Consider the following 16,303-nt stretch of genomic DNA (forward strand, 5'->3'; position numbering starts at 1 on the left):
CGGGGACTGCTCAGCTGAGGGTGAGAAGCATCACCACGGTTGCGGGGAGCGCGAGCGTCGCCAGTGCCAGGAGGGTCACCGCGATGCGGGTATGCCGTGGCGCAGGCGGGTGCGTGAGGAGCCGGATCCGGGCGGTCACCTCGGGGGTGGCGGCCGTGGCCATGACGACCAGGGCACGGGCCAGGTCGGTCGGGCCGGTGCGCTGCTCGGCGATCCGGTCGGCGAGCGCCTCGGCCAGCAGGCGCACCTCGGCGAGGGCCGCGTCCACCCGCAGCTGTCTGGGCACCGCTTCGTGCAGCACCGTGAACAGCTCCAGCAGCAGGTCGTGCCGGGCGTCGAGATGGCCCTGCTCGTGCGCCAGGACGGCGCGCAGCTCGGGGGTGCCGAGCCGGTCGAGGGCGGCGCGGGTCAGGACGATCCGGTCCCCGCGGCCGGGCAGGCAGTAGGCGCTGGGGTTGCCCTGGGCGAGGACCGTCACGTCGGGCCGGGCCACGCCCGCGGCGGTACGGGCGGGGGTGTCCTCGAGGTGCTCTCCGACGAGGTCCACGAGCTCACGGTGCAGGGTGCGGCGGCGCCGCAGGTCGGTGCCGACCCGGTGGCCCGAGACGAGCAGACGCACGAGCATCGCACCGGAGAGCGCCAGCGCGAGACCGAGGAGCAGCGGCTGCGACAGGCCGGTGGTGAGCACCGCGACCGGGGCGGCGAGGAGGGCGCAGAGCACCCCGGCGAGGCTCACCGACTGCCACAGCAGCAGGGCCGGTCCCGGCATCGAGCGCAGGGCGACCCAGCGGGGCAGCAGCCGGGGGGCGAGCAGGACGAGCGCGAGTGCGGCCGCCACGACCGCGGCGGTGAGCAGCGGCCCGGGCACGGCGGGAGGGCTCAGGCGCGGCGGCGCTCGACCTCGGCCAGAGCGGCCCGCAGGTCGTCGAGCTCGCCCGGGCTGGCGTCGTCGAGGAAGTGCAGCATGGCGGCGGTGCGGTCCGCCTTGACCGAGTCCAGGGTCGAGCGCAGCGCGCTGGCGGCCAGCTCCTCGCGGCTCGCGGCGGCGGAGTAGCGCCAGGCCCGCCCGTCGCGGGAGCGGTCGGCGATGCCCTTCTTGGCGAGACGGTCCAGCACGGTCATGATCGTCGTGTAGGCGAGCTCCTTGTGGTGCTCGCGGCGCTCCAGGTGGTCCAGCACGTCACGGACCGACATCCCGGGTCCCTCGGACCAGAGGATGTCCATCACGGCGCGCTCCAGGTCGCCGAGTGAGGTGCTGCGTAGCGGCATACGTCCGAGGATACGCCTCCCACCTAAGGTGCCCCGCCGCCCGGCGCCGGGTCCTCGGCGCTCGCGGGCAGGCCCTCAGTCGGGGTAGCCCTGGGGGTTCGCCTGCTGCCAGCGCCAGGTGTCGGCGCACATGTCCTCGACCGACCTCGAGCGCGCCAGCCCAGCTCGGACTCCGCGAGGGAGGGGTCGGCATAGGAGCTCGCGATGTCACCCGGGCGCCGCTCGACGATGTCGTAGGGGATCTGCTGCCCGCTCGCGCGCTCGAAGGCCGCGACCAGCTCGAGGACGGAGGTGCCGCGGCCGGTGCCGAGGTTCCACACCGACAGCGGCCGGTCGTGGGTGCTGATCCACTCCAGCGCCGCGACGTGGCCCTCGGCGAGGTCCTCGACGTGGATGTAGTCGCGCACCCCGGTGCCGTCGACGGTGTCGTAGTCGTCGCCGAAGACGGAGAGCCTCTCGCGGCGCCCGACGGCGACCTGGGCGATGAACGGCATGAGGTTGTTGGGGATGTCGGAGGGGTCCTCACCGATGCGGCCCGAGGGGTGCGCACCGACCGGGTTGAAGTAGCGCAGCAGGGCGACGCGCAGCTGGGGGTAGGCGTGGGTCACGTCGCGCAAGATCTGCTCGTTCATGACCTTGGTCCAGCCGTAGGGGTTGGTCGCCGAGGTCGGGAGTGCCTCGGTCATCGGCACCGGCGCGTCCTCGCCGTAGACCGTGGCGCTGGAGGAGAAGACGAGGTAGGGCACGTCGCGGGCGACCATCGCCTCGACGAGGCGCAGCGTCGCGCCGATGTTGTTGCGGTAGTAGTCGATCGGCTTCTCCACCGACTCGCCGACCGCCTTGAACGCCGCGAAGTGGATCACTGCGTCGAAGGACTCCTGCCCGACCAGCGAGTCGAGCTTGTCGCCGTCGGCGAGGTCGAAGGCGTGCACCGGGACGGGTATGCCCGCCAGCTCCTCCAGGCGCGGGGTCACCGAGGGCTTGCTGTTGGAGAAGTCGTCAACGACGACGACCTCGTGCCCGGCCCGGGCCAGGGCGATGACGGTGTGGGACCCGATGTATCCGGCACCGCCGGTGACGAGGACGCGCATACCGCTCATGCTGTCAGATCCCGCGCGCGCGACCGCCCGGACGCCGGGGTCAGGGCTTGAGCAGGCGCGGACTGACCGGGGCCTTCGGGGAGCCGGAGACCACCACGGCGCTCACGACGATGTCGTGCACCGCGCGCTGCTTCGAGTCGCGGAACGGCCACAGCACGCTGACGAGGAAGAAGATGCCGACGGTGAAGAGGCTGAGCAGGCCCAGGAGCCCGCCGCGCACGAGGCCCACGACCCCGCCCAGCGGCGACCCGTCGGCCTCGCGGACGACCTTGAGCCCGAGCAGGGCCTTGCCGGGCGACTGCCCCTTCGCGCCGTTGAGCCAGGCGAGGTAGCCGAGCGAGGCGAGCCAGGCGAACCCGGCGAGGTCCTCGAGCGGCTCGACGATGCCGCCGACCACACCCAGGACGACGAGAACCCCGAAGAGGAGGCACCAGTCGAGCAGCGTCGCGGCGACCCGCTCGCCCCAGTCGGCGTAGCGCAGCTGCGGCGGCGGTGCCGGCCGGGTGGGCGGCGTGTCCTCGGGCTGGCCGTAGGCCGACCTCGGCGACCAGGCCGGGATCGGGGGAGTGCTCCACGGCGCGGCGTCGGTGGGGCCGGTGAGGTGGTCGCGCTCGCGGTCGCGGTCCGGTGGCGGCGGTGCCCAGCTCATGGTGTCTCCTCTGCCCTGCGCCGGTCAGTCGCCGGGAGCACGGTCCCGGCGGTTCCAGGGTATGACGCCGCGCCGCCGCTGTCGGCTCCGAACCGTCGGCAGGAGCGGGCGGCTCTCGTCGGCCACGTCGCACGGGCGGCGAACTACGGTGGGCGGGTGGGCATCGACGACACGGACAGGATCCATCTCACCCGGGCGGTGGAGCTCGCGCAGGCCGCCCTCGAGGCGGGGGACGACCCCTTCGGCTCGGTCCTCCTCTCGCCGCAGGGCGAGGTGCTGCTCGAGGACCACAACCACGTCGGTGGGGGTGACCACACGCAGCACCCCGAGCTCGCGATCGCCCGCTGGGCCGCGCAGCACCTCTCGCCGCCGGACCGGGCGGCGAGCACCGTCTACACCTCCGGCGAGCACTGCCCGATGTGCGCCGCCGCCCACGGCTGGGTCGGGCTGGGGCGCATCGTGTATGCCTCCTCCATGGCCCAGCTCACCGCGTGGTCGGCGGAGCTGGGCCGGGAACCCGGGCCGGTCGCGTCCTTGTCGATCCAGGATGTCGTGCCCGGTGCGGTGGTGGAGGGCCCCGACCGGGAGCTGGCCGATCGGGTGCGTGCCCTGCACGCGCGGCGGGTCGAGGCGGACGGCCGATGAGCCGCGGCACCGTGCTCCTCACCGGGGTCGGACGCCGCCGGGGTATCGCCGCGGGGATCGCCCTCGCCCTGGCCGAGGACGACTGGGACCTGACGCTGTGCCACTGGCCGGGGTACGACGACCGCGTGGGTCTCGAGCACGGGCCGGACGACGCCGAGGCCGTGGCCACCCGCTGCCGTGAGCTCGGCGCACAGGTCGAGGTCATCGCCGCCGACCTCGCCGACCCCGAGGTGCCGGAACGGCTGGTGCGCGAGGCGAGCCGGCGGGGCGACCTCACCGCCCTGGTGCTCTCGCACGCGGAGAGCGTGGACAGTGCCATCCGCACCACCACGGTCGAGTCCTGGGACCGCCACTTCGCGGTCAACGCACGGGCGTCGTGGCTGCTCATCAAGGCCTTCGCCGAGCAGCTCGCGCCGGCGGTCGTGGAGCGGGGCGCTGCTCGGGTGGTCGCGCTGACCAGCGACCACACGGCTGACAACCTGCCCTACGGCGCGAGCAAGGGAGCCCTCGACCGCCTCGTCGTCGCGGCCGCGCACGAGCTGGCCGACCTCGGGGTGCGGGCCAACGTCGTCAACCCGGGGCCGGTCGACACCGGCTGGATGACCGACGAGATCCGCGACGCCGGGACCGCGCAGACACCGCTGGGTCGGCTCGGCACGCCGCAGGACACCGCCGACCTCGTGCGCTTCCTGCTCTCGGAGCAGGGCGGCTGGATCACCGGACAGCTGCTCTACAGCAACGGCGGATTCCGGACCGCGGACTGACCGCAGGGTGACCCGGCCTGGCGTCCCAGCCGACCTGGGCAAGGATATGCACCTCAGGCACGCTTCTCGACCGTGAATCCGGTGCATACCATTGCCCAGGTCCGGCGACAGTGCAGAAGCGTGCCCAGGTCAGGCGACAGTGCAGAAGCGTGCCCAGGTCCGGCGACAGTGCAGAAGCGTGCCCAGGTCGGACCACGAGGGCTCGACGGCCCGGGTCGGGGGACACCTCAGAGGTCTGGTGCCGAAGCGCCTCCGTCTCGGACCCGCCGACCGTCGTGCAGCTCGACCACCTGGTCGGCCCGGCCCATGAGGATCGGGTCGTGGGTGGAGACCACCGAGGCGATGCGCCGCTCGTGGGTGAGCCGGACGAGCAGGTCCATGATCATCGCGCCGGTCTCGGAGTCCAGCTGCCCGGTCGGCTCGTCGGCGATGAGGATGTCGGGGTCGCTGACCAGCGCCCGGGCGATGCCGACACGCTGCTGCTGCCCACCGGAGAGCTCGTAGGGCCGCTGCCGGCTGTGCCGCGCCAGCCCGACGAGCTCCAGCGCCTCCTCGACGCGGCGGGAGCGCTCGGTGACGGGGGTCTTCTGCAGCCGCAGCGGCACCTCGACGTTCTCCGCGGCCGACAGCACCGGCACCAGGCCGAAGCTCTGGAAGACGTAGCCGATCCGGTCACGGCGCACCGCGAGCACGTCCTTCTCCGGCAGCTCGGAGAGCACCCGCCCGTCGTCGAGCACCACCTGCCCTTGGCTCGGGCGGTCGAGCCCACCGAGCAGGTTGAGCAGCGTCGTCTTGCCGGAGCCCGAGGGCCCGCGCACCACGGTCAGCCGCCCCGCGGGCACCTCGAGGTCGACCCCGGCGAGGGCATGGACCTCCGTCGCGCCGCTGCCGAAGGTGCGGTGCAGGTCGCTCCCGGTGAGCACCACCGCGCCTGGGCTGTCTGCCGCTCGCTCCTGGTATGCCGGCTGCTCGCTCATCGCTCCTCCTGAGGTGTCGGGCGCGTCGCGTGCGGTGCATGGTCGGACGCAAGGGGTGTCCGGTCCGATCTGCCCCGACGCTCGCCCGTGTGCTCCTCGTCGTCGGGCCACACCTGCACGTGGTCCGGCTCGGTCTCCAGCCGGACGCGGTCGCGCAGGCCCAGCTCGTCGACATGCGCCCGCGGCAGCTGGATGCGCCCGGCCCGGTCGATGACGGTGTACTCCTTGGCCACCTGCCGCTGCTCGCCCGACTCGTCGGTCACGACATACCGCAGCACCTCGGTCGAGGTCCGCCCGTCGCGGATCGCGACCGTGCGCCGCACGTGGTCGGACACCGTCGGGTCGTGGGTCACGACGAGCACCGTCGTGCCGAGCTCGCCGGCGGAGGCGCGCATCGCCTCGAGCACCTGGGCCGAGGCGGCGTCGTCGAGCTCACCGGTCGGCTCGTCCGCCAGGAGCACGGCGGGGGAGTTGGCCAGCGCGGTGGCGATGGCGACGCGCTGCTGCTGCCCGCCGGACAGCTCGGCCGGGCGCCGTGCGGCGCAGTCGCCGACCCCGAGGAGGTCGAGCAGCTCCTCGACCCGCTGCCCGCGCTCCTTCCTGCCCGAGATCACCATGGGCAGCGCGACGTTCTCCGCCGCGGTGAGGAAGGGCAGCAGGTTGCGTGAGGTCTGCTGCCAGACGAAACCGACGGTATGCCGCTGGTAGTCCACCCGCTGCGCACGGTTCATCGACAGCAGGTCGACCCCCGCGACCCGCGCCCGGCCGCCGGTGGGCCGGTCGAGGCCGGACAGGATGCCGAGCAGGGTGGACTTCCCGGAGCCGCTGGCGCCGACGAGCGCGACCACATCGCCGGGGTCGACGACGAGGTTGAGCCCCTGCAGCGCCTGAACCTCGACGCCCTCGGTGGAATAGATGCGCACCAGGTCCTCGCACCAGATGTCCGCGCCCCGGTGCTCCCGGGACGTGGCGAGCCCGTTCCGGGCGGTGTGTTCGGTCTTCATCGGTCCTCCCCGACGCGCAGCGCATGCGCGAGGTTGGTTCGCCCGGCGATCCAGGCGCTGACGGTGACGGCGATCAGGACGGTGAGGACGACCGCGCCGAGCACGGTGGCGAGCAGCGGCAGGTCCAGGGACAGGGCGGGCTGGGCGCTGCCGCCGGTGAGCCCGGTGAGGTCGAGCCCCCGGAGCAGCACCCAGGGCACCCCCAGCCCGAGGAGCGTCCCGACGAGCAGCGACGTGACGAGCAGCGGGGCCAGCTCCCAGGCGGTCAGCGCCCGGGTCTGCCGGGCCCCGAGGCCGAGGGTCCGCAGCGTCGCGAGCAGCGCGGTGCGCGCCGTCGACCCCATGAGCTGCACCACGACCACGGCGAGCACGGTGAGCAGCCCCGAGACGACGGTGGCACCGACGAAGAGCTGGCGCAGACCGGTCGTCACCGGCGCCTCCTCGAAGGCTTCGAGCCGGGTGGTGACCGTCGTGACCACGCCGCCGGTGCCGACGAGGTCGGTCACCGCATCGGCGACCTCCGTGGGCGAGGCGTCGTCCGAGACCGCGACGAGGGTGCTCCTGACGTCCGGCATGCTGCCGCCGGCCTCCTCCCAGCGCTCGCCGTCGACCAGGACGCCCGAACCGGTGACGAGGACACCGGGCACCTGGTCGCGGTGCCCCACGACCTCGGCGTCCCCCAGCCGCGACACCTGCACGTCGGTCGCGCCCTCGGGCACCATGTCGTCCGCCCCGAGCAGCGTGACGACAGCGGGTATGCCCTCATCCCGCCAGAAGTCCGGAGGCAGACCGGGCACAGGTGCGGAGCGGGCATACACCTCCTCGACCTCGGGCTCGGCGACCCAGACCCGGATCGCCTCCCGCTCGCCGTCGACCAGCAGGTCGCGGGTCGCCCCGGTGTCGCCGATGCCGCCGACGGCGGCGACGCCCTCGATCTGCTGGATCTCCGCGCGCAGCTCGTCGCTGAGCAACGGACCGTTGAGACGCACCGCGGCGCCGTTCGCCTCCCAGGCCGCGACCTCGGCGCCGCGGGTGACGGTTGACAGCAGCACAGCGCTGACCAGCGCGATCGCCGTGCCCAGCACGACGGCGAGCGCCGGCACGAGGCCGCCCGCCGGGTCGCGCAGCGCCCGCGAGGCCCCGAGGAACGGGGTGAGCGCCGGGCGTCGGCGCAGCGAGGCGGCGAGCGCGCGCAGCGGGAGGGGGTAGAGGCGCAGCGTGAGGACGCAGGCCGCCAGGGCGATCAGCACCGGGGTGCCTGCGGCGAGGAGGTCGATGCCGCTGCGGCCGGCGTCGTCGCCGCGGGCGCCGCGGTCCAGCAGCCGCCAGGTGGCCACCCCGGCCAGCGCCACGACGGCGAGCTCGACCACCCAGCGCCACCGGTTGGCGCTGCGGGGGGACAGGTCGCTGCGACGCTGCTGCAGCGACGCGTCGTCCACGGAGGCCGCCAGCGCGACCGGCGGCACCAGCGCCACGGCAGCGGTGACGGCCCACTGCCACCACGGGGTCGGGCCGGGCACCAGGACCGAGGCGACCAGGTGGCCGAGCGCCGCGGCCGGCACGCCGAGCAGCAGCCCTTCGCCCGCGATGACCCGTCGCAGCTGGGCGGGCGAGGCGCCCCGCGCGAGCGTCATCGCCAGGCTCTGCCGCCGCCGGTGCACGACCAGTCGCGCCCCCAGCGCCGCCACCGCCAGCGCCACCCCCAACGGGCCTGCCGCCACGACGGCCAGGAGCGAGGCGGTCGCTCGCTGCTGGCTGACGATGCGGCCCAGGGCCTCGGTGAGGTCGGTGGTGAACAGCGGCACCTGCGCGGCCTGGGTGTCGAGCATCTGGTCCGCGGTCGCCACGACGTGCTGCTCGGCGAGGAAGCCGTTGACCTGGGCCTGCAGGGTCTCGACCTGCCCGGTGCTGCCGGTGATCGCCTCGGGCAGGACGGGGAACCACATCCGCATCCGGGTCGAGGCGGGTGGGCCGATGCTGCCGCGGTTGTCCGGCGCGAGGAAGGCCGTGGCGTAGGCGCTCTCGCCGCGGTTGGGGTCGTAGAGCGTGCCCATGGTGGCGCCGTTGTCGACGTGCTGCCAGCGCGGGTCGTCGGGGTTCGTCGGGGTGTAGGTGCCCGCCACGACCAGACCCTGCACCTCCTCGCCCACCTCGAGCAGGAGCTCGTCCGCGGCGGCGTCGAGCAGCAGCACGGGCACCGGCTCCGGGTCGTCCGGCTCTTCCTCCGGTGCCCCCTCCTCCGGCTCGGTCTGCGGCCCGGGTATGCCGAGGTCGGGGGTGTCGACGACCAGCTCGGGCCAGTCTCCGCTCACCAGGTCCACGTGCTCGGTCAGGTCGGGGTCGACGGCCAGGCTGAGGCTGGCGGCGTAGTAACCCGACTCGACGGGCGGGGCATACCCCACGTCCTCGGTGAGCCGGACGAGGAACTGCGCCGGGCCGAGCGTGCTGCGCAGCGGCTCGGGCTGCCCGGCGCGGATCCGCTCGGCCCCCTCGACCAGGGGTGCCCAGCCGTCGGCGGCGGGGTCGCCGGTGAGGTCCTCGGTCGAGCCGTAGACGACCGTGCGCTGCCAGTCGCCCCGCAGGTCACGCTGCGCCGCCGACAACCCGCCGATCTCCTGCACCAGCTGCCGCGACTGGATGTCGACCAGCCCCCGCGGCACCGCGGTCAGCAGCAGCGCGACCGTCCCGACGAGCAGCGCGAGCCCGAGCGAGACCCACGGGTCCGCGGCGAACTGGCGCCGCGCCAGCCCGACGGCGCCGGTGCGGCGAGGTATGCCGTGGCGCGGCCTCACCGGATCTCCTCCCGGTAGGTGCGGTCCAGCGCCTGGGCACGGACCCGGGAGCCGAGCAGCAGCGCCAGCAGGCCGGACCCGACCGCGGCGACGCCGAGCACCGCCGCCCACGGCACCGCCTCCAGCCGGAGCGCGGCCGGAAGCCGCAGCCGCCCGGGCTGGGTGGTCGAGGAGGCGAGCTCGGGGACGACGGCCTGGCCGACGAGCCAGCCGGCGACCAGACCGACGGCGATCGCCGCCGCGACCACCCCGACCAGCTCCATCGCCCGCGAGCGCGACTGCGCGGCGGGCGGCATACCGAGGGCGCGCAGCACCGCGACCTCGGCGCGGCGCGACGAGAGCAGGGTCGCCGCCACCGCCGCGATCCCGGTGAGCGCGAGGAGCACAGCCCCGGCGGAGGCAACCCAGAAGACCAGGCGCGCGGCGCTCGTGGCGTCGGTGACGGACACGGTCCCCGGCCCGGTCACCGCGCGCAGGTCGTCGCGGGCGGTGAGGGAGTCCACCGCCTCCTGCGTGCCGGCGGCGGGCGTGGCCCAGACCTGGGTCGGCCAGGTCAGGCTGCGGCGCTGCTCGGCGAGGACGAGCGAGGCGACGCGGGAGTCGGCGAGGGCGGCGGTCTCGCCCTGCTGGCCGGGCAGGGCGGTGACGACCGCTGCGACCCGGGCGGGCACGGTCGTCCCGACCAGGCTCAGCGTGATCGGGTCGCCGGCGGCGAGGTCGGCTGCGGCCGCTGCCTGCCGGGTGAGGGCGACCGGGACCGTCGCCGAGGCGGACGTGTCGTCCTCGGTCCCGGACCCCGGGGGTGCACCGGGCGGCGATCCCGTGAGGTCCAGCGGTGCGGCGCCGGGCGCGACGACCAGCTCGGTGCCGCCGATCCGGGTGTCCGGCACCTCCAGGTGCCAGGGAGAGGTCGACGTGTCGAGCCAGGTGGGGACGAACGGTTCGTTGCTGTCGGTGCGGGTCTGCACGGAGGGGCCCTCGTCGCCCACGTAGCCCTCCTCCACCTGGACCGTGGTCTCGAAGGTGGCCTCCTCGACGTCCGCCGCCTCCGCGACCAGCGGCGCCGCCTGCTCGGCCGTGAGGGCGTCGGCGCTGGCCCACCCGCCGGTGTCCTGGAGCAGGTCGACGTCCCCGGCGCGCATCGACAGGTCGAGGTCGAGGGTGGTGGAGCTGATGCTGTAGAGGAAGTCGAGGGGCACCTCCGGCGGCAGGGTGTCGGGGAGTTCCATGGTCACGGCGCGCAGCCGGTGCTGGCGGCCCTCGGGGAGGGCGAGGCCGAGGCTCGTGGCGGTGCTCGTGGGCTCGGCGTCGAAGTCGCCGAGGGTGGCGGGGTCGTAGGTGAGCCTCGGACCGGGCAGCTCGATCGTCCCCGCGGTGACGGTGCTGGTCAGCCCGGTCCGGACGTCCTCGACGAGCACGGTGAGGACGATCTCGAGAGGTGCCGCGGCGGAGGCGACCTCGCTGTCCAGCCGCTCGACGATCAGCTCCTCGGAGGCGCCGGTCGGTGGTTGCTCGCCCACTGGTGCCGGCTCATCCCCCGGCGACTCCGCTGCGACCTCCGCGAGCTCGTCGGCGATCTCCTGCTCGGTCTCGGCGATCCCGTCCAGCCGGGCCAGCTCCCAGCGGTCCACGCCCCGCTCGGCCTGCACGTCGATCGTCACCTCGGTCGCCCCGTCGGGCACGGTGATCGCCTGCTGAGTCGGCGCGTCACCGTCGGCGTCGAGCACCGCGTCCAGGCCGGTAGGCACCAGCCCGCCCGGTATGCCCTGGGGCACGTTCGCGACCTCCGCCAGCCCGCCGTCGGCACCGGTCTGGGCCAGCGTGAGCGGCACGGGGACGTCGCCCACCCGGGCGTCCGGCTCGGACCACACGAGCGCGGCGGCACCGATCTGAGGCAGCTCGGCGAGGTCCGGGGGCGGGGCCGGCACGACGCCCGGCTCCACGGTGGCGGGCGGGCGCACCAGGTCGGCCCGCAGCGGGGCTCCCTCGCCGACCGCCGCCAGGTCGTCGCGTAGCTGCGCGCTGGTGCCGGAGTAGAGCGCCGCCAGGGTGGTGGAGCCCACGGCGAGGACGGTGAGGACGACCGGGACGGCATACACCTGCAACCGTCTGCTGACCTGCGCCGACGAGAGGTGCGCGGCGGTGGTGCGCGTCCGGCGGGTGAGCAGCTCGACCGCGCGGCTGAGCGGTCCCAGGAGGGCCACCGCGACCACGGCGGCGGCGGCGAGCAGCAGCGCCGGTGCGGCTCCCGCGACGAGATCGGTGCCGAGCTCGCCGTCCGCGCCGCGGGTGAGCGGTGACCCGGCCCGCCGCAGCTGCCACCAGCTCAGTCCGGCGGCGCCGAGCACGAGGACCAGCGTCGCGAGGGCGGTCGCGGCCCGAGCCCGCCCGGACCGGTCGGCGATCGCCTGGCCGCCGGCGAGGCGCCGGGCCTGCAGCCAGGCGATCGCCGTCAGGGCGAGCGCCACGCCGAGCAGGGTGAGCGCGCCGGCCAGCACGACGCGGGTGGTCGCTCCCTCGCTGCCGGGGACGAGGAGCAGGACGAGCCGGGCGAGCAGGGTGCCGGCCACCGCGCCGAGCACGGTCACCGCCAGCGACTCGGCCAGGGTGCTGAGCAGCAGCTGGCCGCGGGTCGCACCCCGCGCGACGAGCAGCTGGGCCTGCGGCTCCCGGGTCGTCGCGAGCAGCCGGGCGAGCTGAACCACGGCCAGGCCGGTGACGAGGACGAGGACCGAGAGAGGGACGACGCCGAGGGCGCGGGCGGTGGCGAGGTTGGTCGCGGCCTGTCCGGCGGTGGGGGCGAGGTCGCCCTCGACCTGCACGCCACGCACGGTGAGGCCCTCGACCTCGCGCAGCTCGGCCCGCAGCGTCTCCGCCCCGGTGGCGAGGACCCGCAGGTCGTCGGGGGTGACCGCGTCCGCGTCGGGTCGGACCGGCCAGCGGACGAAGGGCGCACCGACCTGCCGCGCGAGCTCCTCGTCGACCACCACCGGTCCGAGGGTCGACTCCTCGTCCGCGACGCCGGTGCGGACCAGCTCGTCGCCGAACCAGAAGGCGTCCTGGGCGTCCACCGGCTGCCAGGTCGCGGTGATCTCGACCGCCCGGTCGGCCACGACGAGGACGTCGCCGACCTCGAGGCCCCAGGCCTGGGCGGCGCCGACGTGCAGGGCACCGGGGGATGGAGCGTCGGGGCTCCCGTCTCCGGCCGCGTCAGCGGGCCAGGTGCCGTCGACGACCGTCACGAGGTCGGTCGGCGCGTCGTCCGGCGCGAGCTCCGGGCCGCCGGTCACCACGAGCTCGCCCCCGAGCGAGGAGCCGTCGTGCTGCGCGGGGCGAGGCTCGCTCACCACGAGCCGGCCGATGCTCACCGGCGCAGGGGCGAAGGCGTCGGCGATCGTCGACCGCGCGAGCTCGTCCTGCCTCTGGGGGTCCTCGGCGAGCCGGGTCTGGACCTGGACGCCGGTCTCGGTGGGCTCGCCCTGGGTGAGTGCGGCGCGGGCCGCCGTGCTCGCGGCGGCCGCGGAGTAGCCGACCGTCCCCGCGATGATCGCCGTCGTCACGACGACCAGCGCGAGCAGCGTGAGGAGCAGCCCGGACGACGCCCGGGCCCGCGCCGTCGCGAAGCTCGCCCACCTCATAGCCCTGGACCCTAGGCGCAGGCCCTGACGGTGCCTATGCCTTCCCTGGCGTCAGTCCCCGGATCGTGGCCCATTCGTGACCGGCCACGCGCTGTGCATCGACCAGCAGCGCGCTGTGCATACACCGGCCGCAGACTCTGCGAGGACCGGCCGCGCGCTGTGTGCCGACCGACCGCACGGTATGCGGTCCCTGACCTCCGGGCGCGCTCAGCGCTCCCGCTGGTCCACGATCCGCCGCGCCTTGCCGACCGAGCGCTCCACACCGCCCTCCGCCAGCACCACCACCTGCGCGCTAGTGCCGATCCGGTCCTTGACCTGCTTGCCCAGCTCACCGGCCAGCCGCTCGCGGTCCTCGCTGCCGAGCCCCGGCTCGCCCTCGACGTTGATCGTCAGCTGGTCCATCCGTCCCGGCCTGGTCAGCACGCACTGGAAGTGCGGCGTCAGCCCTGGGGTCGCCAGCACGAGCTCCTCGATCTGGGTAGGGAAGACGTTGACGCCGCGGACGATCATGAGGTCGTCGCTGCGGCCGGTGATCTTGGCGAGCCGGCGCATACCGGGGCGGGCGGTGCCGGGGAGCAACCGGGTGAGGTCGCGCGTGCGGTAGCGCAGGACCGGCATCGCCTCCCGCGTCATGGCGGTGAGCACGAGCTCGCCCTCCTCGCCGTCGGGCAGCGGCTCCTCGGTGATCGGGTCGATGATCTCGGGGTAGAAGTGGTCCTCCCACAGCGTGAGGCCGTCCTTGGTCTCGACGCACTCCTGGGCCACGCCCGGGCCCATCATCTCGGACAGCCCGAAGATGTCCGTCGCGTGCATCCGGCAGCGCTGCTCGATCTCGCCCCGCATCGCCTCGGTCCAGGGCTCGGCCCCGAAGACGCCGATCTGCAGCGAGGTCTCGGCCGGGTCATGCCCTGCTCGGTCATCGCATCGACGAGGGAGAGGAAGTAGGACGGCGTCACCATGATGACGCGCGGCCCGAAGTCGGTGATGAGCTGGATCTGCTTGTCCGTCTGCCCACCGCTCATCGGGACGACGGTGCAGCCGAGCCGTTCGGCGCCGTAGTGCGCGCCCAGCCCGCCGGTGAAGAGGCCGTAGCCGTAGGCGACGTGCACCATGTCGCCCGGGCGGGTGCCGGCGGCGCGCAGGGAGCGGGCGACGAGGGTGGCCCAGGTGTCGACGTCGCCCTGGGTGTAACCCACCACGGTCGGTCGCCCGGTCGTCCCCGAGCTCGCGTGGACCCGGACGCACTGCTCGCGCGGGACGGCGAGCAGGCCGAATGGGTAGTTGTCGCGCAGGTCGGCCTTGGTCGTGAACGGCAGCCGCCGCACGTCGTCGAGGCTCGTGATGTCGTCGGGGTGCACCTCGCGCTCGTCGAGCTGGCGGCGGTAGTGCTCCACCCCGCCGTACGCGCGGCGCACGCAGGCCTGCAGCCGCTCCAGCTGGGTGGCGCGCAGCTCGTCGACCGACCAGGTCTCGGCCTCGTCGTGCAGGTCGGGGCGCTCGCCGATCTCGGGCAGGGTCATGCGCTCGCGTCTCCTTCGTCGCCGGTGCCCGCCAGGGTATGCCCTCGACCCCGGCCTCCGTCCCCGTCCGCGCCCCGTCTCTCCACCGAGCGCCGCGAATGGTTGCCCCTGACCCCACCGGGCGTCGCCTGTGGTTGCCCTCACCTCGACCGGGCGTCGCTCCTGGTGGGGGTATGCCGTCCGCCGGGATGCCCTCAGCGCTCGCCCGACGCCGGGCGCACCGCCCTGGAGTGGCCGCGGAACTCGGCGACGACGGCATTGTCGGTGGCCCGGCATACCGTGACGTCCGTGATCCCGCTGCGGCCGTAGGTGACGCGTTCGGTGGCGGTGGCGATCAGCACGTCGTCGAGACGGGAGGGGAGGAGATAGGTGATGTCGCAGCTGGCCGCGACGGTCGTGCGGCCGGTCGCGTTGCAGGCGAGCGCGAAGGTGGAGTCGGCCAGGGTGAAGACGTAGCCCCCGTGGGCGATGTCGTGGCCGTTGACCATCGTGTCGACGATCCGCATGCGGGTGCGGGCCCGACCCAGGCGACGGCCTCCCTCGGTGGTCTCGACCTCGACGTCGACGAGCTCGATGCCGAGCGCGGCGGAGGCCTTGTCTTGGTCCCACATGCGGTGGACGTGGCTGAGATCGGTGTCGGTCACAGTGCCTCGCTCGGTCGGTAGCGGCCGCCGGGATAGAGCTCGTCGAGCTCAGCGAGCTGCCGGCGGACGGTGTCGGCGCCGATCTGCTCCAGCCAGGCGAACGGGCCGTGGGGGTAGTTGGTGCCGAGGGTCATGGCGGTGTCGACGTCCTCGGCGCTCGCCTCGCCTCGATGGACGAGGTCGACGCCCTCGTTGACGAGCATGGCGAGGGTGCGCGCGACCGGGTCGGCCTGCACCGGGCCGCCCACCAGCTGCTCGGCGAGCGCCGCGTCGGGCTCGGCGTCGACCGGCCGGCCGTCGGCATACTCGAAGACGCCGCGCCCGGTCTTGCGGCCGAGCCTGCCCTCGCGCACGAGCTCGCGCTGCCAGTCGGTCGGAGCGTAGCGCGGGTCCTCGCCGGTCTGCCGCCACACGGACTCGCCGACGGCGAGGTTGACGTCCTGCCCGATGAGGTCGGTCAACTCGAACGGCCCCATCCGGAAGCCGGCGCCGCGCAGCGCGAGGTCGACCGTCGCCGGGTCCGCGAGCCCCTCGGCGACCATGCGCTGAGCCTCGCCGTAGAACGGGCGGGCGACGCGGTTGACGATGAACCCCGGCGTCGAGGTGCACCGCACCGGCGTCTTGCCCCAGCGGCGCACCAGCTGCGAGGCCGCGTCGAGGGCGTCGGCCCCCGAGGCGGCGCCCGTGATGACCTCGACGAGCCTCATCAGTGGCGGCGGGTTGAAGAAGTGCAGGCCGAGGACCCGCTCCGGGTGGGCCATGGCAGGCGAGGTGCCGCCGTGCAGCGCCGCGTCGTGCCCGGAGCCGGCCTCCCCGACGATGTCGTCGATCGACAGCGAGGAGGTGTTGGTCGCCAGGACCGTCGTGCTCGGCTGCGCGCTCTCCAGCTGGCGGAAGATCGCCCGCTTGACGTCCAGGTGCTCGACCACAGCCTCGATCACGAGCGCCACCGCCGGGATGGTCATCATGTCGGCGGTGGTGTGCGGCGTGACCCGCCCCAGGGTGGCGTCCGCGTCCTCCCGGGTGACCTTGCCCTTGGCGACGAGCTTGTCGAAAGTCGCCCGCAGCCCGGCCACCGCGCGCTCGGCCGCCTCCGGCTGCGCGTCCACGAGGATCACGGGGTGGCCGGCCTGCGCCGCGACCTGCGCGATCCCGGCGCCCATCGCCCCGGCCCCGATGACGGCGACCGCGGCCTGGTCCGGAGGGCTGAGCAGGGCGTGCGGCGGCGTCGGCGACTCTGGCATGGGTCCACCATGGCACGAGCGGTCCGCCCGTGGACGACGGCGCCCGGGGGCGCCGCG

Annotated in this window: 11 protein-coding genes and 2 pseudogenes; 2 read left to right on the forward strand and 11 right to left on the reverse strand. The window is 74.4% G+C overall.

Translation table 11 applies throughout. The annotated features are described in order from the left end of the window. Positions 1 to 10: 10 nt before the first annotated feature. The 4 genes and pseudogenes from BJF86_RS02205 to BJF86_RS02220 all read right to left on the reverse strand — a co-directional run bounded on the left by BJF86_RS02205 (position 11) and on the right by BJF86_RS02220 (position 3,018). Positions 11 to 868 carry a M56 family metallopeptidase gene (locus BJF86_RS02205; protein WP_083652648.1) on the reverse strand — a complete coding sequence of 286 codons (858 nt, stop codon included), beginning with the start codon at positions 866 to 868 and terminating at the stop codon, positions 11 to 13. 11 nt (positions 869 to 879) lie between these two features. Next, positions 880 to 1,269: a BlaI/MecI/CopY family transcriptional regulator gene (locus BJF86_RS02210; RefSeq protein WP_075816789.1), complete on the reverse strand. Its 390-nt coding sequence runs from the start codon at positions 1,267 to 1,269 to the stop codon at positions 880 to 882. Between the two features lie 75 nt (positions 1,270 to 1,344). Beyond that, positions 1,345 to 2,360, reverse strand: a pseudogene (galE, locus tag BJF86_RS02215) (UDP-glucose 4-epimerase GalE). A 49-nt stretch (positions 2,361 to 2,409) separates the two neighbouring features. Then, a complete protein-coding gene (locus BJF86_RS02220) occupies positions 2,410 to 3,018 on the reverse strand; it encodes an RDD family protein (protein ID WP_075816790.1) in 609 nt (202 codons plus the stop codon). 156 nt (positions 3,019 to 3,174) lie between these two features. On the opposite strand from BJF86_RS02220, the gene BJF86_RS02225 reads away from it, so the two are divergent. Then, complete coding sequence (locus tag BJF86_RS02225; protein WP_202817302.1) at positions 3,175 to 3,663, forward strand: nucleoside deaminase; 489 nt, start codon at positions 3,175 to 3,177, stop codon at positions 3,661 to 3,663. Continuing rightward, positions 3,660 to 4,427, forward strand: a complete 768-nt coding sequence (locus tag BJF86_RS02230; protein WP_075816791.1) for an SDR family oxidoreductase — start codon at positions 3,660 to 3,662, stop codon at positions 4,425 to 4,427. Before BJF86_RS02225 ends, BJF86_RS02230 begins: the two co-directional genes overlap by 4 nt. 227 nt (positions 4,428 to 4,654) lie before the next feature. On the opposite strand, the gene BJF86_RS02235 is transcribed toward BJF86_RS02230, so the two are convergent. From BJF86_RS02235 to BJF86_RS02265, 7 genes and pseudogenes are all read right to left on the reverse strand, one after another. Further along, a complete protein-coding gene (locus BJF86_RS02235) occupies positions 4,655 to 5,404 on the reverse strand; it encodes an ABC transporter ATP-binding protein (RefSeq protein WP_075816792.1) in 750 nt (249 codons plus the stop codon). Further along, positions 5,401 to 6,408: an ABC transporter ATP-binding protein gene (locus BJF86_RS02240; protein ID WP_083652649.1), complete on the reverse strand. Its 1,008-nt coding sequence runs from the start codon at positions 6,406 to 6,408 to the stop codon at positions 5,401 to 5,403. The genes BJF86_RS02235 and BJF86_RS02240 overlap by 4 nt, the downstream gene beginning before the upstream one ends. Next, positions 6,405 to 9,200: an FtsX-like permease family protein gene (locus BJF86_RS02245; RefSeq protein ID WP_075816793.1), complete on the reverse strand. Its 2,796-nt coding sequence runs from the start codon at positions 9,198 to 9,200 to the stop codon at positions 6,405 to 6,407. Before BJF86_RS02245 ends, BJF86_RS02240 begins: the two co-directional genes overlap by 4 nt. Next, a complete protein-coding gene (locus BJF86_RS02250; RefSeq protein ID WP_075816794.1) occupies positions 9,197 to 12,838 on the reverse strand; it encodes an FtsX-like permease family protein in 3,642 nt (1,213 codons plus the stop codon). The genes BJF86_RS02245 and BJF86_RS02250 overlap by 4 nt, the downstream gene beginning before the upstream one ends. Before the next feature lie 207 nt (positions 12,839 to 13,045). Beyond that, positions 13,046 to 14,358 (reverse strand): annotated as a pseudogene (paaK, locus tag BJF86_RS02255) (phenylacetate--CoA ligase PaaK). Positions 14,359 to 14,552: 194 nt separating this feature from the next. After that, positions 14,553 to 15,002 carry a hydroxyphenylacetyl-CoA thioesterase PaaI gene (gene paaI, locus BJF86_RS02260; protein ID WP_202817303.1) on the reverse strand — a complete coding sequence of 150 codons (450 nt, stop codon included), beginning with the start codon at positions 15,000 to 15,002 and terminating at the stop codon, positions 14,553 to 14,555. Then, on the reverse strand, positions 14,999 to 16,246 hold the full coding sequence (locus tag BJF86_RS02265; RefSeq protein WP_075816795.1) for a 3-hydroxyacyl-CoA dehydrogenase NAD-binding domain-containing protein: 1,248 nt from the start codon (positions 16,244 to 16,246) through the stop codon (positions 14,999 to 15,001). Before BJF86_RS02265 ends, paaI begins: the two co-directional genes overlap by 4 nt. Positions 16,247 to 16,303: the final 57 nt, after the last annotated feature.

Source organism: Serinicoccus sp. CNJ-927, assembly GCF_001942435.1.
Taxonomy (GTDB): domain Bacteria; phylum Actinomycetota; class Actinomycetes; order Actinomycetales; family Dermatophilaceae; genus Ornithinicoccus; species Ornithinicoccus marinus.